We start from the raw sequence: 20,806 nt of genomic DNA on the forward strand, positions 1-20,806 counted from the left end.
AACCGCATCGAAAATAAATACTGAACACATGCAATATAGAACAAAGAAACACTGGATCAAGGTAGTTACCTATCCGCTTACAGTAACGATAGCGCTATTTTCTACCGGAAATAATACCTACGCTCAACAGCAGATTCCTTACAACCCACCTCCGCAAAGTATTGTGGATTTAGTGGATGCTCCCCAAATCCCACAAATTAATATCAGTCCTAACGGTCGTTGGATGCTTATTCTTGAAGCACCGGGTTTTCAACCTGTAGAGCATATCGCACAACCGGTACTTGGGGTCGCTGGATTACGCATAAACCCGATAACGTATACCACCGTAGCCGAAAATGCGGGTACTTTCAAATCTATACGAATCAAAAATCTCAAAAACGGAGAAGAGTTTACCTTAAAAGGTTTGCCACAGGAGCTACAATTGTCGGATCTATCGTGGTCTCCCACCGAAACAGCTTTTGCTTTTTTAAATAAAACGCTTCAACAGACCGAATTATGGATTGCGGATTTGGAAGGTCGTGCTGTCAACAAGCTTATGGACAAAGTAAACGACACTTTTGGGAAGGCTTTTCAATGGAAAGATAAGGACACGCTTTTGGTACAACGTATAACGCATGTAGGAAAGTCCGTGCCACAAGCCAACCCTGTGCCTACGGGGCCTATCGTGCAGGAGAACCTGGGCGGAATCACACCATCTAGAACCTATCAAAATCTTTTGGCCAATGCCCATGACGAAGATTTGATGGAATTTTATTTAACTTCCGATTTAGTGGAAGTGGATAATCAAGGGCAGATAAACGAAATAGGTTTATCGGGTATATTCAAAAGTGTAAGCTATTCGCCTGATAAAAGTCTTCTCTTGGCAGAAAGAATAGTCAGGCCATACTCCTACTTAGTTCCTCTTTATCTTTTCCCCACAGAAGTAACCGTTTATCAAACGAACGGAACTTTGGTAAACACACTGCATACCATTCCTTTAGCAGATAACCTGCCTATCAGTTTTGATGCTGTAGTCGAAGGTCCGCGAAATTTCACCTGGCGAAAGGATCAAAATGCTACACTGACCTATGTTATTGCTCGGGATAAAGGAAATCCCAATGAAGTGACCGATAGCCGTGACGAACTATTACAACTGTCCGCTCCATTTCGCCTAGAAGATGCCAAAGTCTTGTACAATAGTAAATACAGAATACGCCAGGTTAAATGGGCTACAGATTTTTGTATCATAGAAGAGAATTGGCGGAAAGACCGCACTTCCCGTCTGGTGTTACTTGATAAAGGAAAAGAATTAAAAGTCTTGGCAAATCGTAAGTCAGAAGACACCTATACTGATCCGGGCGACTTTTTATTGGATCAAAAAGGCTTATTGCGTACGGACAAAAAAGGCAATGTCTATACGCAGGGATTGGGCGCCTCTCCCGAAGGTGATCGTCCATTTTTACTGCGTTGGAATGTACTCAGCTCCAAACAGGACACCTTATACAAATCACAAAGAAATTATTACGAAGAGCCGCTTTATTATAATGAAGACGGCACAGTCTACATTTCAAGAGAATCTTCCACGGAATCGCCGAATATCTTTTCCATCACGTTAAAGGATAAAAAAGAGAAACAGCTGACTACGTTTGCCGATCCATATCCAAGCTTACAAAATGTAGAGAAAACACTGCTCTCCTATCCACGTAAGGATGGATTAAATCTTTCAGCGACACTGTATTTACCCGAAGGATTCAAGAAAGGTGAAGATAGCCCCTTGCCAGTATTGATATGGGCTTATCCGCGGGAATTTAAGACCAAAGCAGCTGCAGGTCAGGTCAAAGGATCGCCTCATCGCTATCCGCGATTAGCTTTCCGTTCTCCGGTGTACTGGGTTACACAAGGCTATGCCGTGTTGGATCAAGCGGATATGCCTATTGTTGGAGAAGGTGACAGTGAGCCGAACGATACTTTTATCCAACAGATTGAAGATAATGCCCATGCCTTGATCGATTACATTGTCGATATGGGCATCGCAGATCGAAACCGTATCGGTGTGGGTGGACATTCTTATGGTGCTTTCATGACGGCGAACTTGCTTGCACATACAGATTTATTTGCAGCAGGTATTGCACGAAGTGGTGCCTATAACCGCACGCTCACACCATTTGGATTTCAGGGAGAAGCACGCACGTACTGGCAAGCGAAAGAAACCTATGACGCCATGTCTCCATTTAACTATGCACCGCAAATCAAGAAACCGTTGCTCATCACCCACGGTATGGACGACGAAAACTCCGGAACCTTCCCCATACAGAGCGAACGGCTTTATGCAGCGATAAAAGGACATGGAGGAATTGTGCGGTTGGTATTGCTACCAAAAGAATTCCACGGCTACCGAAGCCGCGAAGGTGTGCTCCATACGTTTTGGGAACAACATCAATGGCTGGAAAAGTATGTTAAAAACAAAGGCAAAGAACAGTAGGCTTTAGTTAGAGAAGGCGTTGAAAGTGCAATGAATTGTCATATTGAGCATATCGAAATATACAATTCATTGCCTGTTTTGATGTTTATTCTTCTCTCAGCCCTCTTTCTAATTTATTTACTCAAGCGATTCCCTTTGTGCGTCTCCAAGTCAGTTTCCACCTTGATTTTTTGATATATCGCCATGCAATATGCTGTAGCCGGAAGAAATAAAAACACAAAAAGACCAATCCAAAAACCAGTCAATTTGCCCACAATAAAACTAATGAGGAACACAAATACAGGATAGGAAAACAACAACACACCGAACAGCAACGAATCGAAAAATATCGTTCCTTCCGTACGTTTACGGATATAATCACGCCATAATCTATAAAACCAAAACTGTGTATAATAACCGATCTTAGCTGGAATACGCAGTAAGGTCAGTGTTTTTTCATCTGGCAGATGAGGTTCCAAAGGGCTCTCCGTCATGTTTTCTTTTAAATTTTCTTTCACCACCTGTATAACTTCAGCCGATTGGACGGCATGACCACTAATGTATTCCGTTGTATCAATAACAGGCAAGGCCTTCAACGAAACCGATTTCGGCACATCCACAAAAGAATTATAGTTCAACACATAAGGTTGTATCTGCAAGGGGACCTCTGCCCAGTATGCACGTTCCATCAGCGAAGTCAATCCGCCGTTCATTAAAGGCTGCAAATACCACAGGTTATGCGAACGGCCTTCCGGAAAAATGAGGATATGCTTACCCGCCTGTAACTGCCGCATGCATTCATCAAATGTAAAATCATTCTTCACCGCATATTCGGGGTCGTCAGTCCGCTTATAAATAGGTAGCATATAAAGACTTCTTAATACCCAATTCGCCAACGGATGTTTGAAGATATCTCCTCGCGTTAGAAAACGAATTTCCACAGGCGCATTAACGGCGATAATCAAGGAATCAAAAAAAGAATTCGGATGGTTGGAAACAATGACAGAAGGCCCTTCATACTTAGCCTGTTCCAACTGATCCTTACGAAAGTCCGGCACATACCAATGCAACCCCAATCTTACATAAGCTCTTAATACCTGATACAGCATACGTTTAATCTTTGGTTAAAGATAAAATATTCTACTTAATGCGCACAAAAATTTTTTATTCCTCCCGCATAGATTCCGTTATTTTCTGTATATTCAAACTGTTAGCCATAGCCGAAAAAATCGAATGATACGTACCGTTCAGGTCGTAAAGTTCCTCATGTGTCCCATCTTCAACCACTCTTCCTTTTTCCATCACCACAATATGCTCCGCATCGATAATCTGGGAAATACTGTGCGATACGATAATAACGGTCCTTCCCATCTTGATAGCGTCCAAACTCTTTTTTATCTGTTCGGTAGCAATGGCATCGAGATTTGCCGTAGGTTCATCCAAGAAGATGATAGGCGGATTCTTTAAGAACATGCGCGCGATAGCTATACGTTGCTGCTGTCCGCCGGAAAGCAAATGAGCCTCTGCTTCGTATGCATTTGGCAATTCCAGTATCTGCTCATGGATATACGCTTTTTTTGCGGCAACGATCACCTCCTCCATCGAAGCATCAATCTTTCCATAACGAATATTTTCGGCTATACTACCTTTAAAAATATGATTTTTCTGCAACACCAGACCGATATTTTCACGCAGGAAATTCGTATTATAATCCCGCAAGTCCACACCGTCCAGCAAAATCTGTCCCGAGGTGGGTTCATAAAATTTATCCAACAGGTTGATAACGGTACTTTTACCTGCTCCGGACAGACCAACTAAGGCTGTGTTTTGATTTGGACAGATCGTCATGCTGATATTAGTCAATGCTTGATGCTCATTGGGATAGGTAAAATTGACATTTTTTATTTCAATCAAACCTTTTATGTGCTCAGGGCGATAGCTGCCCGTTTGTTCCCGTTGATTTTCTGCTTCCAGGATTTCAAAGAAGCTTTCGGAATAAATCAACGCGTCGTTCACCTCGTCGTAGATACGGTGAAGCTGACGGATCGGTGCCGAAACGTTGTTAAACAACATGATGTGAAACATGATGGCCCCTAAAGTCATCTGCTCATTCAGTACAAAATAAGCCGTGAGAATGATAACTATGACGACGCCTATCTGTTCGATAAAACTTTTCATGCTATCGAACAGGAAACTTGTCTTACGCGTAGCCATCTGGTTCTCGGTCATGTCGTATTGAATCTGTTTATGGCGTTCGCCTTCTATATCTTCCCGCACGAATGACTTAATCACATGAATAGAATCAATGAGATTGATAATCTGGTTACTCTTGTTTTCGCGGTAACGGCGCATGCTGCGACGAAACCCTGACAAACGCTGCGCCTGCAATTGGGAGACATAGAAATAAACGGGTATAATCATCAGCCCTACTAAACCTACGTAGAAATTTGCTAAGAACATACATACCAATGCGACAATAGCATTGGCAAATAGCGGAAGAATATCAATAAAGAAATTCTGCACCAGACGGGTCAGGCTGCTGATACCAGCGTCTATTCGTGTCTGCAATTTTCCAGATTCATTGCTGGTGGAGGTATAGAAAGCCATTTTATAGGTTAATATTTTATCCACAATAGCCTGGGAAAAATCACGGGCAATCATAATACGCAATTTCTCCCCGTAGAATTTCTGTCCAAATTGTACCGCTGCGTACAGAACCTCTTTTCCCAATAAAATAGCGGCAATGCTTCCCAACAGATAAAAGCCTTGTGAAAGCGGTCGATTATCGACCAGCAAATCACTGATCGTATCTACGGTATACTTTAAAATGAATGCATTGACCTGCGCCGCGAACGAGCCCACCAATGTTAATACAAAAGTGTAGAATATCAAGTTCTTGTAAGGCTTGCTAAAGGGAAGTATCTTTTTGAATAGCTGTTGAATGGTCATATGTAAAGTTAAACAATGCAGCATTGAAAAGGTTTAACCCGCATTGTGTATCGATCAGTTTATAAAATATTTTGCCTTTTTACTTTTTACTTTCTACTTTTAAGGATGAAAACGATCGGAATTATCCCCGCCCGCTATGCCTCGTCGCGCTTTCCCGGAAAGCCGTTGGTGGATATCGCAGGCAAATCTATGATACAACGGGTTTACGAACAGGTTAAAGGCTGCAGATGCCTGTCTGAGGTAGTCGTGGCAACTGATGACAAACGCATTGAAGACCATGTGCGTTCTTTTGCCGGTAATGTCGTGATGACCTCTCCTGACCATCAATCGGGCACAGACCGATGCGCAGAAGTCGTACAAAAAGTGCAAAGTTTTGATATTGCCATCAATATACAAGGAGATGAACCTTTCATCAGCCCGTTGCAAATTGATCTGCTGTCTTCTTTATTTGAAGATAGCCAAACGGATATTGGTACGTTGGTCAAAAAAATCGATAATGTGGAAGATCTCTTCAACGAAAACACACCAAAAGTTGTTTTTAACAATAAAAAACAGGCATTATACTTTTCGCGGCAGACCATCCCTTTCCAGCGCAACGTGAAGCAAAGCGACTGGCTTAACAATCAAGCGTACTATAAACATATCGGTATATACGGTTATCGGACTGAAGTACTGAAAGAAATTACCGCACTGCCCGTCTCCTCTTTTGAAAAGTCGGAAGCGTTAGAGCAATTGCGCTGGTTAGAGAATGGATATACTATCAAAGTCGCAGAAACAAAATTTGATACCATCGCAGTCGATCATCCAAAAGACGTGGAAGCGATATTGAAAGCTTATTTTTAAAAATTACTCACTGGAACTTGTGCGAAAAAATAATCTGAGTTTTCAACTTACAAGAGACAACCAAGGTACTTGCCTACCGTCAGGAAAACTTGCTTTATTTCAGTCACAAGCTACAAAGGCTTGCGACAACTGAGAGGATAGGGTAAAAAAAGCGCCAAATATAGTGCTCTAAAATTATCTCCAGGGGGCTATTCGGGTCAATTTGCCATGCAAAGTTGAATAGTTGTGAGCCGAATGACCCGCCTGCTGCTACTTTTCAATAAAAAACAACGTTTAATAGCCTTTAAAACCCTATTTTTCAGTGAGCAACCACTTACCGATGTGCATTAACAATGGACGAATGTTCATCACCAATGATCCAATGTTCATCACCAATGGACGAAAGCTCATCACCAATGGACGAATGCTCATCACCAATAGACGAATGCTCATCACCAATGAACGAATGCTCATCACCAATGAACGAATGCTCATCACCAATGGACGAAAGCTCATCACCAATAGACGAAAGCTCATCACCAATGGACGAATGCTCATCACCAACGGACGAATGCTCATCACCAATGAACGAATGCTCATCACCAATGATCCAATGTTCATCACCAATGGACGAAAGCTCATCACCAATGAACCATTGTACATTGCCAATGGAGTATCACAAATTGTACGCTAACACAGTCAGCTATAAGGCACTGTATATGAAAACGTGTGAAATCACATTAACAATGGAGCAACATATGTATTAAGCGCCTATTTAAAATTACTATTCAGCAAAAACAGCGTCGTATTGAGACTACTCGACACCTCGCGGTGACGGCCATTCTAGCGTCATTACGGAGAGGCAAAGTCTATCCCGAGAATGGCATATGACGTTAAATTAAGCGTTTTTTGTCACCCTAACGATAGGGAGGAGCTCAAAACAATTAGAGAATGTGTATACTATCAAAGTCGCAGAAACGGAATTTGATACCATCGCAGTCGATCATCCAAAAGACGTGGAAGCGATATTGAAAGCTTATTTCTGATATTCTTATTTGGCTATTTCGATTTTATACTAAAAATATATTCTATCAGACAGTCGTGAGCTGTTCAGTTCAAGGTGTAGATTATCTCTACTCGCGGTTTCTGCAACAAATTTAGTTTTTACAGTCTGATGCACCTTCGCTAACTGCTCGATTGTCAAAATGGTGTTTTTATCTACACCAAACCAGATATATAAAGGTTTACCTTTGGAATCGACAAACATTGTCAGATTTATATATTCCTTATTTTTACGAAGCTGGTGTATCTGTTCCGCAGTAAAATTTGATTTAACCATATTCTTTAACTGTTCTCGATTTGTTAATCGGGGACTTATCTCTACCGAAGGAACAGTATTATTCCGGACCATTTCCGGGTTTTTTGGAACCTCAATTTTATGGTTTGGACTAAAAACAAAATTATTATACAATTCCAACTGGCCTATCTTGTAGTCTATTCCGTTCACCGTAAAATCACCTGATCTTAACGGTGTCTGTGATGATGCTATATTTATTAAGAAAAGCATCAATAGTGATACAAAAAGTCTATTTTTCATTACTTTATAAATTTATTCTGGACAATTGTAAGAGCCATCAAATATCATTTTTAAGGATACCGGCTGTAAAGTTGTTAATATTTGAGAATCAGCATACGATGGATGTCCGTATCTATTAAATGACTGAAGCGCATCGCGATATCTTATATCAAAGTTAGGAATTAGCGAAATATCTTTAGTAGCAATTATATCCTCTACCAGATCTATGTACGCATCAACGGCAAAATTAAACCCATCTCTATCCGACCTCGTAAAATATACCCCAACGCTCTGTGCCCATTCCAAACCATTGGTAGCCACATCCTGTATGAGCATTCGCTCAAATTCTATATTAATATTTCCTGGTAGCCCCTGAGCATGGTGATGAAATGTGGAACCTATATTCTGATGCTGAAATGCATGAATCATTTCATGTGCCACAAAATCTGATCTAGTGACCATATATTCATTTACTATTATAGTTTTAGTATTAAAAACATAAACAGGATTACCGCTTTGCCTATCGACTATTAATTTTAATCCATGTGTAGACAGCTTCTGTAGCATATGGTTTAATGCACACGATTCTCGGATTTCATTTTCCGTTTCCTCATACAACATTTTTTCCTCTTCTGTAAGGCTTGAAATATCGATTCCTCCTTGAGTATCACCACCTCCACCATTTTCGCCACTTCCACCGTCGCCCCCGCCGCCAATGGGGGGGGCTGGATCTTCATATTTAACACAAATAGTTTGCATAACTGGCGCCCTTTGCGTCCAATAACTCCACGTATTCCCACATCTTATTTCCGAGGGGGGCAGACAGGTTCCCACGGGGCTTAACCTAAAAAACACTTGTCCTGTTTCATGACAATATGTTGTCCAGTCACATGTCATTACTGTTAAATATTCCGCACATTCACTGCTTAACGCGCTTGATGACATCTTATTAGCTGATCGTTGTCCAGCGACCGGGAGTTTACTTCCTTTCCCATTTATATAGCTATAAAAAGAAGTATTTCCGTTCAACAGATTGTCTAAGGATAACGTACCGTTTGATAAAAATGCAGGATCATGAATAATCCCGTCAGTTTCTTGATAGATATATTTCCCATAATATGCTACTTCATTATTTTCAAATAAGATAAACTCTCTATAATTGGATAAGTTAACAACTATTGTTTCTCTTCCTCTAATCCCTACTGGCAATAATGGCAAAATCGAATAGATAGTAGAATCATTAATGAATTGTACCTTCAAATCAGACCATTCAGGTTTATACCTAATAAACGTCGAATCATCAATTTCAAAATTGATTCTATCCTCTAAATTTAAATTATCATAAAGCCCCTGTAATTCCTTTAATGTTGGAGGATTCTGTACCTTTATCCAGTAAGCGTTATCAAAGTCTTTATTACAAGACAAAAAAGTTAAGCAACAACTAAAAACAATCAATATTAGCCTCGTATACCAAAATAACTTTATAACCTTCATGTAGATCGAATTGGTTTATAATGATGGCTAATATACATTATTTCTTTTAGATAGGGAAAAATAAGACGTATTCTTATATCTAAAAAAAAGACTTACAAACAAACCCTATACAGAGGTATATAAACGAGTTATATTCTTTAATCGTTATGCATGTCTTATTTAACTCATGGCTACCGCACTAATGAACTATCACAAGTTACGCTTTACTAAACTTGCAATAGTTGTGATAATTGTGAACCAATTCCGTACGTCAGAACATTTACAACCCACTTTCCGGAACTTCAATTACCGCATCGTTTACCACGGCGAACAACCGATTGTTGGATTTTTTGCGAATCATATAAAGTCCCGTCCAGCGGCCAAAGGCAGGCAAGGTCAAAACGCGATCTTCTAAATGAAAACAAGGAAGCCGGAAAGTCTGTCTGCCGCGAACTGCAATTTCACAGCCTGGATGTACATGCCCTACAATATTTAAACAAGAATTGTCCAACCCAGATAAAGGCTCGTGAGAAAACACGAGACCCTCCGCGAGCACAAGCTGGTTGACTACATGTAAAGCGATAGTCCCAAAGCGTTCGGCGGGGAGAATATCATGATTGCCCCGCGTGAGCACAAAATCTATCTGTGGAAAAGTCTTCAAATAGTCTGTAAACGCATCCCATTCATAGTTCCATTCCGAATGAAAAAGGTCTCCTAGAAAAACCACTTTACTTACCTCCAGCGATGTCAACAGACTACCCAAGCGTAAAAACTCTTCCTCCAGGTTCATTTGCGGAATAAAAAAGCCTTCTTTCCGAAAATGCCCTAACTTACCCAAATGCCAATCCGATATAACCAGTAAACGATGCACAGGGATGTACAATGCTTTTTGAGCTAACAGAAAAATATCCAATCCGTTCCACGATAGCTTTTTAGCCATTATTCTATCTTTCCTTCCAGCTGCAATTTTAACGTTTCTAAACGACTTTGCCAATCTTCGTTGCTGTATTTTTCCCGAAAAGACTCTGAAAAGATAGGAAAAGAAAACGGTGTGAGTTTATCCGGAAAGGAAAGGAGAATGCGGTGATCGGCAATACGCTCAAAAGCCAACTGCATGCGTCCCTCCTCCAATTGAAAATCAAAGACTTCGTCATAAGCCTGACGCAACAGCAGATTGTCGGCTTCATAATCTTCGAATACGGAGAAGAAGAGACCGGAATTGGCTTGAAGATGTTTTGTTTTCATCGGTTTACCGGGGTATCCCTGAAACACAAGTCCGGCAATGCCGGCAATATCCCGAAACCGTCTACGCGCCATTTCCCGAACGTTAATTCCAGATGTGATGTCCTGATGCAGGTTTTTCGGAGAAAGCAAATCTTTTACCAACGCTTCATCCAGATCATAGGACGTAGCCGAAAGCAGCTCAAAACCGTATTCATTGCTGGCAATACTGAACGTCGCGGGCTTTATCTTCCCTAACCGATAAGCGAGGACCTGCGCCATCCCCTCATGCACCAGTTTACCGTCGAAAGGATACACAAAGAGATGGTGGCCAAACCGGGTTTGGATATATTCAACTAATAAATCATCTTCTCCGGGTAAAGCAGAACGTCTTTGCTGCTCTTGAAATAAGGGCTTTAAAAATTTAATTTCTTCGCTGAGACCAGCATTTTTCTGAATATGCTTAAAACTGTGGCGGATAGCTATTCCCAAATCCGGTGATATGGAAAAACGACCACCCATCCACGAAGGAACCACACCTTTAGACTTTGTCGTCGGTCTTACCACGACTTCCATATGGCGTACATGCAACAGCTCCAATTGCCTACCCGAAAACCAAAAGACATCTCCGGTGTTGAGCTTGGAAATAAATGATTCCTCGATACTGCCTAAATATTTACCCGACATGAATTTAACTTTCATCATCGCGTCCGAAACGATTGCTCCTATGCTTAAGCGATGACGCATCGCCAGTTTTCGGCTTTCAACCTTATAAACACCATCCACCAAGACAAGACGATGAAAGTCATCATAAGCTGTCAATGCCTTACCGCCATGCAGCAGCATCTTCATACACTGATCAAATTCTTCCCTGCTTATCGAGGAAAAACAATGTGTAGATTTCACTTCACCAAAGATCTCGTCTGCCTGAAACCCATCACCTACGGCCAAAGTCATCAAATACTGTATAAGGACATCGAAACTCCGTATATACGGAATCCGTTGTTCAATAATATGCTCTTTTACGGCATATTTCAGGGAGTCACCTTCAATAATTTCCAGCGAATGGGTCGGCACATAGTAAATATAGGAGGTCTCATGCGGCCGATGTCCGGAACGTCCTGCCCGTTGGAGAAAGCGAGCGACACCCTTAGGCGAACCGATCTGCACGACGCAATCCACAGGTCTAAAATCTACACCTAAATCCAAACTGCTGGTACAGACGACGGCTTTCAACCGCCCCTCATGCAGGGCCTCTTCCACCCATAGACGTACCTCATCGCTCAACGATCCGTGATGAATAGCCAAAATACCGGCAAATTCCGGATAATGCATAATGATCTGCTGATACCATATTTCCGCCTGCGAACGGGTATTCGTAAAAATCAATGTTGATTGAAACTTATTGACAATAGCAATAACTTTATCCAGCAACTTCACACCGAGGTGACCTGCCCAGGGAAATTTTTCCAGATTATCGGGAAAGACGGTTTCAATACGCAGCTTCTTCTTTAAATTTGCGCGTATGGTGACACCTTTGTGATCCTTCCCAAGAAGGATATCCTGCGCTTCATCCAGATTACCAATGGTAGCCGAAATCCCCCATATTTTAAGTTGTGGACAAAGCACCTTAAGTCTACTCAGCGCCAGTTCGATCAGCACACCACGCTTACTGCCCAACAACTCATGCCATTCGTCCACGACAATAAATTCCAGGTGTTTAAAATAGTCAGCAGCTCCTTTACTGGCTAAAAGCAAATGAATACTTTCAGGCGTGGTTATTAACGCCTGTGGCGGGTTTTTACGTTGTTTCTGTCGTTCAGACACAGAAGTATCGCCTGTTCGGAGTTCTACTTTATAGTCTAAATCCAAGTCATTGCTTACTTGCGTGGTCGCTTTATATATCTCCTTGGACAAGGCACGTAAAGGGGTAATCCATAATGCGTGAAGCTTCGGAGTTTTAAGCTTATCTTTTTTCTTCTGAAAAGCTTTATTATCGTAATAGTGGTGTAAAATACCAAACCAGATAGCAAATGTCTTCCCAAAGCCTGTAGGGGCATTGAGCAAACCGGATTGTTCCCGCGCCAGTGCTTTCCATGCCTGTTTTTGAAATGCATGCGGTTCCCAACCTTGATTAAAAAACCATACGTCAGCTATTTGATTCATGTACAGACGATATCAATTGCAGTAAATCTTCTTTTGTGTTTGCTTCTGAAGCAGGTTTATCTTTTCGCCAGCGTACAATACGTGGGAAACGTAAGGCAATACCCGATTTATGTCTGCTGCTACGGTTTATTCCCTCAAAAGCCAATTCAAACACCAGTTCTGGCTGTACACTTCTTACCGGGCCGAACTTCTCTATGGTATTTCGTTTTATCCAGTTATCTATCGTGATCAGCTCTTTATCCGTTAATCCTGAGTATGCTTTTGTAAAAGGGACCAACTGCCCTTCATCCCAAACGGCGAACGTATAATCGGTAAACAGATTCGCTCGGCGGCCGTGCCCAGATTGCGCATAGATAAGCACACCATCTACAGTCATGGGGTCCGTCTTCCATTTCCACCATCGTCCGCGCTTTCTCCCTACTTCATAAGGACTATCTTTGTGTTTCAGCATCAGTCCCTCTGCATGATAATGCCGAGCTTCGCGACGAAATGTAGCGGCATCTGCCCAACTTTCAAAAGTTTTAGAAACCGATAATTTTAAAACATGATCTACAGGATATGTCTGCAACAGTTCGATCAACTTTTCCCTGCGCTTCCACAATGGCCATGAACGAATATCCTCCCCCTCCCATTCCAGCACATCATAACACACCATCACTAAGGGTGCATCCTGCAATGATTTTTTAGATATATTCTTGCGTCCTATGCGGGTCTGCATGACGCTGAAATCCAGTGGATGCTCTTCTTTCCAGGGAATAACCTCACCGTCCAATACAATACCGTTGGGCAAAATAGCCGTTAATTCATTAAACTCGACAAATTTGTCTGTCATCAGGTCTTCTCCGCGACTCCAAACAAATAATTCATCTTGTCTGATGATTAGTTGTCCACGAATGCCGTCCAACTTTGGTTCGATTATCCAATCGCTTATGTTACCCAGTGTTTCCGGCTCACTTTCCAAAGGATAAGCTAAATAAAATGGATAAGGTAGGAAATGTTTATCTGTTTGCACTTTGAACAGGGTTTGCAACGTTTCCTCAAAAGGATTCCATTTGCCCATTAGCTGATGCTCGATAACCGGTTCTTCAGCATTAAGGTATTTAGCCACAGCTTTGATTACTAACTTACGCGATACTCCTACTCTAAAATTCCCCGTGAGGAATTTGTTAAAAACAAAAAGCGCTGTTCCATTTAAGCGGGTCCAATAGTCTATTATAATAGACCGCTGTTCGCCTATGTCTGCCCCCTGCAATCGCATGATATCCTGAAATATAGTAACCAAGTGAAATGCTGTTTCTTGATTGCTTTTTGGGATGACGTGCATAAGCGTTTCGGCTAAATCTCCCACAATGAAATAACTCTCTTCCAAAAGCCATAGCGGAATAGAAGAAAATTCAGCAGCCCAAGCCCGCAAATCTGTGGTTTTAACGGGACGTTTTGGTTTATTACCCATCAGGATAGCGATCGCAAAAATCTTATCCTCTTCGGTTGCTTCTTCCAAATATTGAACGATAGCATTCACCTTCCCTGACGTTTTAGTCGTTTGGTCAATTGCATCAAATAGCATAATAAAATCCATCATGCGGACTCCTCCTCTTCATCGTTATAAAGGGTTTTAAATATGGATGATTGGAGATTATATTCTTCTGCCACCCATCTGGAAAAGACGTTTTCATATCCGTGGGTAACATATACCTTTTTAGCCCCTGTTTGTAAAACGGCCTGATTAAGTTGTTTCCAATCGCAATGGTCAGAAAGCGGAAATCCCATATCCACACCGCGTCTTCTCCTTGCACCGCGCAACTGCATCCATCCGCTGCACATGCCGATACGGTAAGGCTTTAATTTTCGCAGCCAAGGTGTATCACTGGCTGACGGTGGGGCCACAATCAGAGCTTCTTTGATTCTGGAACGATCGGTATCACTTGTGATACGCTCGCCTTGAAATTGATAACCGACTTCATTTAATGCCGCATTGACATTAGCTACTGCTCCATGCAGGTAGATATCACCTATCGTACGATCTGCGTGGGCGAGCATATTCTGTGCCTTCCCTAAAGCATAGCCAAGCAACACTGTATTGTAGCCTTCTTCTGCATTTTTCTTCCACCAACGGTTTATAGCGGCATATATGTCGTGAGCGCTAGGAAATTGGTAAACGGGCAGCCCGAACGTACTTTCGGTAATAAAATGATCGCATCTCAGCTGCTCATAAGGTTGGCTGACACCGTCAGATGCTAATTTGTAATCTCCTGTAAATACCCACACTTCGCCTTGATAACTGAGCTTAATCTGTGCAGATCCAATAATGTGGCCAGCAGGATGAAAGGAAATTTTAACACCCTTGATCTCGAATTCTTCACCATACTCCACCCCTTGAACGGAGTTTTCTTCGCCCAACCGCAATTTTAAGATAGGCACGGTATGATGATGACAGATGTAATGTGCCATTCCCCAGCGCATGTGGTCACTATGTCCGTGGGTAATGAGCGCTGTTTTTACAGGTTTCCATGGGTCAATATAAAAATCACCCACATTACAATAGAGTCCATTATCATTTACGGAGAGTAGTTTCATGTTGAAGCATTTATAGTTAAATAACAAAAATGCAGATGCATAGTTTTCTTATCTTTGCAGCATGAACGAATTTGCAGTTATCTTCGACATGGATGGCGTCATCTGCGACACCAACCCTCACCACGCTAAAGCGTTCGAAGCTTTCTTTGATAAATACAAAATCGCCTACAGTGATCAAGAATTTGAGGAACACATGTATGGCAAGCATAACAGCTACATTATGTCCCACTTCTTTAAAAGACCTATCACGGGCGATGAACTGTTAAGGCTTGAAAATGAAAAGGAAGCTTTATTTCGTGAGTTGTACAAAACCCAAGTGGAAACAATTCCTCATTATATCCCCTTTTTACATGCGCTTAAAGCAGAGGATTTTAAAACCGGGGTAGCGACCTCCGCACCAAAGGCTAATCTGGATCTGATTGTGGACGCATTAGCAATTCGTGAACTCATGAACTCCATCTTGACTAGCGAGGATGTTACGCTACATAAGCCGCATCCCGAAGTCTATTTAAAATCTGCTGAAAGAATTGGCTTAGACCCCTCGAACTGCTTGGTTTTTGAAGATTCTTTCTCGGGAATTACTGCGGCTAAGAATGCTGGAATGAACGTTGTCGCGGTGCTAAGTTCGCATACCCGAGAACAGCTTCCCGAATGTGCCTATTATATTAACGATTATCAACAGATAACACCAGAGATCGTTAAAGATATTTTGCGTAGTTAATCATGTCCGAAGCTCTACAATTGATTTCCTCTCCCTATGGTTGGGCACTCTATTTTAGCTGTGCCATTCTGATAGGCATGTCCAAAACTGGTATCCAAAATATCGGTACCCTAGCTGTTCCCTTATTTGCATTACTATTTGGAGCAAAATATTCGACAGGAATTGTCTTGATTTTATTATGCTTTGCAGATTTGGTCGCCGTGATCTATTACCGTAAAGCTTTCTTATGGAGCGAAATCAAAAAGCTGTTACCACTGGCTCTTGTCGGGTTAGTTGTAGGTTTGCTACTTGGAAATTACATCAATGATAAGACGTTCAAAACAGTTATAGGTGTATGCATCATTACTGGTATGGGGATTATGATATGGATGGAGCGCACATCCAAAGAACGACAGGACAGGCTGATCGAAAACAAGTGGTACTCGCCGGTGTTTGGTTTTATCATGGGCTTTTCCACAATGATAGGAAATGCCGCTGGTCCAGCTCTCTCAGTCTATATGCTTTCCAAACGGTTAAATAAGATAACCTTCGCGGCCACCTCGGCATGGTTTATCATGATTCTCAACTTCACCAAAATACCACTACAGGCTTTTGTATGGCATAATATAAGCTGGTCGGGAATTTATCTTAACCTCTTAGCCCTTCCCTTCATCCTGTTGGGGGGATTCATTGGTATAAAGATTGTCAAGATTCTTCCCGAACAACAATTCCGTTATCTGATTATGACTTTGGTTGTGATTTCAGCTATATTGCTGATTATCCTTTGATCAGTTCTCCCTTAGGTAGAAAAAGGAGAACAGTTAAGCCAATATATCCTTTAACTTAGGATGCTTTTCAAAAACCTTTTCGGCAAAAGAACATTCCAAAGCTATTTTCATATCCTCTGTACGGGCGAATTCTGCTGTCGCCAGCACCATGTCTTCCGCAATTTTATTTCCCCGATAATATCCATCCACCTCCGTATGGTTGATGGTCAAAATCCCGTCTTTAATCGCATAATTCAATTCCCCGATTTGTACCTCATCATTTACAGCCAACCACTTATTCTGATCTTTCACATGTACTATTTCCATAAAACCTCCTTATTTATTGATTTTCCAAAAATTTAGCCAACGATACGCCCAATATAATATTCCAACCCTTTTCGAAATTTGCTCTTGAGAACTCCTCTCCAGCCTCTTCAAAGTTCTCTGCTCCCTCATGCACCAATCTTACGGTTGTTGCTGTGCCACGCGGTATAAAATGCCAGGTAAGCGTGGACTGACCTTCACTATGAGTCGGGTGTGTCCATGTATGCCGAAACAGTTCTCCAGGTTTGATTTCCAGGATTTCACATTGATGATGGTATTTTTTTTTGGGACCAAATTCATAGAAATTAAAAGTCGCTCCTTCTTCCAACTCAAAATCCGGAATCTTAAAATACCATTTGTCTAACTTATCTTTATTAGTAATAGCGTCCCAAACTTCTCTTACATTGGCCGAGAAAGTGCGCTCGATTGAAATTGGTCCTGGATTAGTCATATCGTCATCTTTAATAAGTATGCATAAATATAACAAAAAATTGGGAAAAATAGTTTTTAGTCTGTATAAATATTCTTCACCGTCTGAATTGCTTTTACTTGAGGAAAATCATGCGTATCTTTGTTAACAATGAATGTAGAAAACTTACTTGAACGCGCCCTCCACTTCGATTTTTTGACGAAAGAAGAGGGAATTTTCTTATATCAGCATGCCGCTACTGCCGATTTGGCTTATGTTGCCAATGAATTGCGGAAAATCCAAGTTCCGCACGGGAAAGTGACCTGGCAGATCGACCGCAATGTAAACACGACCAATGTGTGCATTGCAAATTGTAAATTCTGTAACTTTTTCCGTCGTCCGGGACATGACGAGAGCTACATCACGGACATAGAGACATACAAGCAAAAGATCGAAGAAACTTTTAAGTATGGCGGCGATCAGCTTTTGCTACAAGGCGGACATCACCCCGATCTGGGACTGGAATTTTATGCTACTTTATTCCGCCAGTTAAAGGAGCTTTACCCGACACTAAAACTACATTCATTGGGACCGCCAGAGATTGCACATATCGCTAAATTGGAAGGCATGTCGCATATCGAGGTGCTTACTGCACTCAAGGAGTCAGGATTGGATTCCTTGCCAGGTGCAGGAGCTGAAATCTTAAACGACCGTGTACGCAGGTTGATTTCAAAGGGAAAATGTGGTGGTCAGGAATGGCTTGATGTGATGCGTGCAGCTCACCAAATCAATCTCCCTACATCGGCGACCATGATGTTTGGTCATATTGAAACGCTTGAGGAACGTTTTGAACACTTGGTATGGATTCGTGAAGTTCAATCCGAGAAACCGCAGGATGCTTTCGGTTTTATCGCCTTTATTCCCTGGCCATTCCAAGATGATGGGACTCTGCTCAAAAGATTACGGGGAATCACCAATAACGTTACAGCTGAAGAATATATCCGCATGATAGCGCTAAGCAGAATCATGTTGCCTAACATCAAAAATATTCAAGCATCATGGCTGACCGTAGGTAGAAAAACGGCGCAGCTTTGTTTGCATGCAGGTGCAAATGACTTTGGATCGATCATGATCGAAGAAAATGTGGTATCAGCGGCAGGTGCTCCGCACCGGTTTACATCGACATCTATTCAACAGGCCATTGAAGAAGCAGGTTTCGAACCCCAGCTGCGTACACAGAAATACGAGTTCCGCGAATTGCCACAGATGGAAGAACAGGTCATTAACTATTAAAGACAAAACCCACGGTGAAAGATATTTTACTACATATAGAAGCTATCATTTTCGGCAGTGAAGAGGGTATCTCTGCAAACGACATACGTCAGGTTCTACAAGAGGCTCTAGCTATTGAAATTACCAATCAAGAAATTGTCGAATTGGCAAAAAAGATCGAGGCCAAATACAATTCGGATGACTATGTATTCTGCCTTCGACAGATGAACAGACAATACCAATTTCTCACCAAAGAAATTTACCACGAAAGTATCAATCAGCTACAGGCGCATCGCGACAAAAAGAAACTTAGCCAATCCGCTTTGGAGACACTCGCTATTATTGCCTATAGACAGCCGATTACTAAGTTGGAAGTAGAACAAATCCGTGGTGTAAATTGTGATTATTCTATACAACGGTTATTGGAAAAGAAGCTTATCCAGATTGCCGGCAAAGCCGACAGCATAGGTAAACCGTTATTATATGCAACTAGCAGTCAGTTCATGAATCATTTTGGTATCAACTCTACCAAAGAGCTTCCACAACTAAAAGATATCGTAGCGGAAGAAAATACAATCGGAGAAATCCTAGAGTAAGAACGTACGACACCAAGAGACTAACAGTCAACAAATTAAAAAAAATAAAAAAATTTCATGTTTTAATATTGTTGTTTAATTTTACGCCGAAGAACAAACAATAGGTTAATCATTTTTTAATTAAACATGGCTATGATGGAAGTGGCAGAAAAAGAGGTTATGATTGATGAAATCATCAATTTTAACGGACCGGAGGATGATGCTGATGATGTCTACGATGATGATTTCGAGATCGAAGAAATTGACTCTCTTGGGGAATTTGATGATTTTGATGACGATGATTTTTAATTATCGCTAAAATCAACCTAAGCGTGTAAAGAAAGAAGGCAGAATTAAATAATTCTGCCTTCTTTTGTTTTAATCGGATACAGCTACACTTTACGGTTTTTTCTGGAATACCCTTACGTAATCGATTTCATACGTAGCTGGTAATACAGATTCATCTATACCTTGAGCACCACCCCAATCTCCACCCCATGCGAGATTAAGTTTGAGATAAAATGGTGCATTAAAAGGCCAAGTATCCTTATTTCCGGTCTTATCGTTCTGGAAAGTAAAAAATACTTCCCCATCGATATATCCTTTTATAAAGTCTTCCGTCCACTCAACAGCATACACATGAAATTCATCCTGTGCCGTTGGGATCATTTTTGAAGCAGTTTTTTGTGTCCCAATGGAATGATAATATGCCTTGCTATGGATCGACGAATGAATTCGATTCGGGTCATATCCAACATGTTCCATAATATCAATCTCACCATCTTCCGGCCATGAAGTATAGTTTTTCGGCATCATCCAAAAAGCTGGCCAGGTTCCTTTTCCCTTCGGAAGTTTTAAACGAGCTTCGAAATAACCGTATGTCCAGCTTTGATTAGTATTCATACGAATAGAATACACTGTACCGTCTATTTTCTTTGCAGTAATTCCCAGTATACCATTATTTATTACAGCTAATTGTTCACCATCTTTATCACCTGCCACGTAGGTTTGTAGTTCATTATTGCCCCAACCGCCGCCGCCGGTTTCATAAAACCATTCAGCACTTGGGCGATTTCCATCATTAAATTCATCATTCCAAACCAGCACATAGCCTTCAGGGGCTTCCACATCAATCATAGGTTTTCCGGCCTGCTTAACAGGAATACTCACCCGAGTAGTACCAGATTTTAGAACCACCGAACCTTCACGTTCCTCCAGTGTGGTATTGGCAGCAATAGTTACTGTCACCTTTTCCGTGGCATTGACCGAACCTGTTGGCGTACAAGTAATCCAATTTTCGTTACTATAGACCATCCACTCCCGATTTGCTGTGACATCCATAGTAGAAACAGCTTCGCTATGGTCTACATTAATTTGAGAGATAGAGCTTGTAATATTACCAGCCTCCGCTTCTATGTTATTGTCATTTTTACTGCAGCACAGTGAGCTCAGTGCCATCAGGGATAAAATAAGCAGTTTCATTTTTCTCATAATTATATTCTTAGAAAGCCTGCACGGGTATTTTAAGGAGAGCC

19 protein-coding genes are annotated in these 20,806 nt (G+C 41.5%); 7 read left to right on the forward strand and 12 right to left on the reverse strand.

Annotation, left to right across the window (positions count from 1 at the left end; all coding sequences use genetic code 11):
• Positions 1-28 precede the first annotated feature (28 nt).
• Positions 29-2,461: an alpha/beta hydrolase family protein gene (locus tag BM375_RS00495; RefSeq protein ID WP_093363209.1), complete on the forward strand. Its 2,433-nt coding sequence runs from the start codon at positions 29-31 to the stop codon at positions 2,459-2,461.
• A 113-nt stretch (positions 2,462-2,574) separates the two neighbouring features.
• On the opposite strand, the gene BM375_RS00500 is transcribed toward BM375_RS00495, so the two are convergent.
• Positions 2,575-3,549 (reverse strand): 1-acyl-sn-glycerol-3-phosphate acyltransferase, encoded by a 975-nt coding sequence (locus BM375_RS00500; RefSeq protein WP_093363210.1) that lies wholly within the window; start codon positions 3,547-3,549, stop codon positions 2,575-2,577.
• 55 nt (positions 3,550-3,604) lie between these two features.
• Positions 3,605-5,389, reverse strand: a complete 1,785-nt coding sequence (locus BM375_RS00505) for an ABC transporter ATP-binding protein (RefSeq protein WP_093363211.1) — start codon at positions 5,387-5,389, stop codon at positions 3,605-3,607.
• Between the two features lie 105 nt (positions 5,390-5,494).
• On the opposite strand from BM375_RS00505, the gene kdsB reads away from it, so the two are divergent.
• Positions 5,495-6,232, forward strand: coding sequence for a 3-deoxy-manno-octulosonate cytidylyltransferase (gene kdsB, locus BM375_RS00510; protein ID WP_093363212.1), 738 nt, complete (start codon positions 5,495-5,497; stop codon positions 6,230-6,232).
• Between the two features lie 291 nt (positions 6,233-6,523).
• Here kdsB and BM375_RS00515 read toward each other — a convergent pair whose 3' ends face one another.
• The 7 genes from BM375_RS00515 to BM375_RS00545 form a co-directional block, all read right to left on the reverse strand.
• Positions 6,524-6,874: a hypothetical protein gene (locus BM375_RS00515; RefSeq protein ID WP_093363213.1), complete on the reverse strand. Its 351-nt coding sequence runs from the start codon at positions 6,872-6,874 to the stop codon at positions 6,524-6,526.
• 412 nt (positions 6,875-7,286) lie between these two features.
• Positions 7,287-7,808: a hypothetical protein gene (locus tag BM375_RS00520; RefSeq protein ID WP_139227463.1), complete on the reverse strand. Its 522-nt coding sequence runs from the start codon at positions 7,806-7,808 to the stop codon at positions 7,287-7,289.
• Positions 7,809-7,820: 12 nt separating this feature from the next.
• Positions 7,821-9,281 carry a hypothetical protein gene (locus BM375_RS00525; protein ID WP_093363215.1) on the reverse strand — a complete coding sequence of 487 codons (1,461 nt, stop codon included), beginning with the start codon at positions 9,279-9,281 and terminating at the stop codon, positions 7,821-7,823.
• Between the two features lie 259 nt (positions 9,282-9,540).
• A complete protein-coding gene (pdeM, locus tag BM375_RS00530) occupies positions 9,541-10,200 on the reverse strand; it encodes a ligase-associated DNA damage response endonuclease PdeM (RefSeq protein WP_093363216.1) in 660 nt (219 codons plus the stop codon).
• On the reverse strand, positions 10,200-12,647 hold the full coding sequence (locus BM375_RS00535) for a ligase-associated DNA damage response DEXH box helicase (RefSeq protein ID WP_093363217.1): 2,448 nt from the start codon (positions 12,645-12,647) through the stop codon (positions 10,200-10,202). Before BM375_RS00535 ends, pdeM begins: the two co-directional genes overlap by 1 nt.
• Positions 12,631-14,229, reverse strand: a complete 1,599-nt coding sequence (locus BM375_RS00540; protein ID WP_093363218.1) for an ATP-dependent DNA ligase — start codon at positions 14,227-14,229, stop codon at positions 12,631-12,633. The genes BM375_RS00535 and BM375_RS00540 overlap by 17 nt, the downstream gene beginning before the upstream one ends.
• A complete protein-coding gene (locus tag BM375_RS00545; protein WP_093363219.1) occupies positions 14,226-15,224 on the reverse strand; it encodes a ligase-associated DNA damage response exonuclease in 999 nt (332 codons plus the stop codon). Before BM375_RS00545 ends, BM375_RS00540 begins: the two co-directional genes overlap by 4 nt.
• 61 nt (positions 15,225-15,285) lie before the next feature.
• Between BM375_RS00545 and BM375_RS00550 the strand changes: the two genes are divergently transcribed.
• The gene (locus BM375_RS00550) at positions 15,286-15,945 is read left to right on the forward strand and encodes an HAD family hydrolase (protein WP_093363220.1); all 660 of its coding nucleotides are present in this window, start codon (positions 15,286-15,288) and stop codon (positions 15,943-15,945) included.
• Between the two features lie 2 nt (positions 15,946-15,947).
• Positions 15,948-16,712, forward strand: coding sequence for a sulfite exporter TauE/SafE family protein (locus BM375_RS00555; protein WP_093363221.1), 765 nt, complete (start codon positions 15,948-15,950; stop codon positions 16,710-16,712).
• 33 nt (positions 16,713-16,745) lie between these two features.
• On the opposite strand, the gene BM375_RS00560 is transcribed toward BM375_RS00555, so the two are convergent.
• Entirely contained in the window at positions 16,746-17,018 is a 273-nt protein-coding gene (locus tag BM375_RS00560) for a GNAT family N-acetyltransferase (protein WP_093363222.1), read from the reverse strand.
• A gap of 13 nt (positions 17,019-17,031) precedes the next feature.
• The gene (locus tag BM375_RS00565) at positions 17,032-17,466 is read right to left on the reverse strand and encodes an SRPBCC family protein (protein ID WP_093363223.1); all 435 of its coding nucleotides are present in this window, start codon (positions 17,464-17,466) and stop codon (positions 17,032-17,034) included.
• A gap of 129 nt (positions 17,467-17,595) precedes the next feature.
• Here BM375_RS00565 and mqnC point away from each other — a divergent pair, with 129 nt between their 5' ends.
• From mqnC to BM375_RS17075, 3 genes are all read left to right on the forward strand, one after another.
• A complete protein-coding gene (gene mqnC / locus BM375_RS00570) occupies positions 17,596-18,717 on the forward strand; it encodes a cyclic dehypoxanthinyl futalosine synthase (protein ID WP_093363224.1) in 1,122 nt (373 codons plus the stop codon).
• Positions 18,718-18,731: 14 nt separating this feature from the next.
• Positions 18,732-19,292 carry an SMC-Scp complex subunit ScpB gene (gene scpB / locus BM375_RS00575; protein ID WP_093363225.1) on the forward strand — a complete coding sequence of 187 codons (561 nt, stop codon included), beginning with the start codon at positions 18,732-18,734 and terminating at the stop codon, positions 19,290-19,292.
• 132 nt (positions 19,293-19,424) lie between these two features.
• Complete coding sequence (locus BM375_RS17075; protein ID WP_212611616.1) at positions 19,425-19,580, forward strand: hypothetical protein; 156 nt, start codon at positions 19,425-19,427, stop codon at positions 19,578-19,580.
• Between the two features lie 90 nt (positions 19,581-19,670).
• On the opposite strand, the gene BM375_RS00580 is transcribed toward BM375_RS17075, so the two are convergent.
• Positions 19,671-20,762: a family 16 glycosylhydrolase gene (locus tag BM375_RS00580; protein ID WP_212611594.1), complete on the reverse strand. Its 1,092-nt coding sequence runs from the start codon at positions 20,760-20,762 to the stop codon at positions 19,671-19,673.
• Positions 20,763-20,806: the final 44 nt, after the last annotated feature.

It is taken from the genome of Sphingobacterium wenxiniae, assembly GCF_900116225.1.
Taxonomy (GTDB): Bacteria; Bacteroidota; Bacteroidia; order Sphingobacteriales; family Sphingobacteriaceae; genus Sphingobacterium; species Sphingobacterium wenxiniae.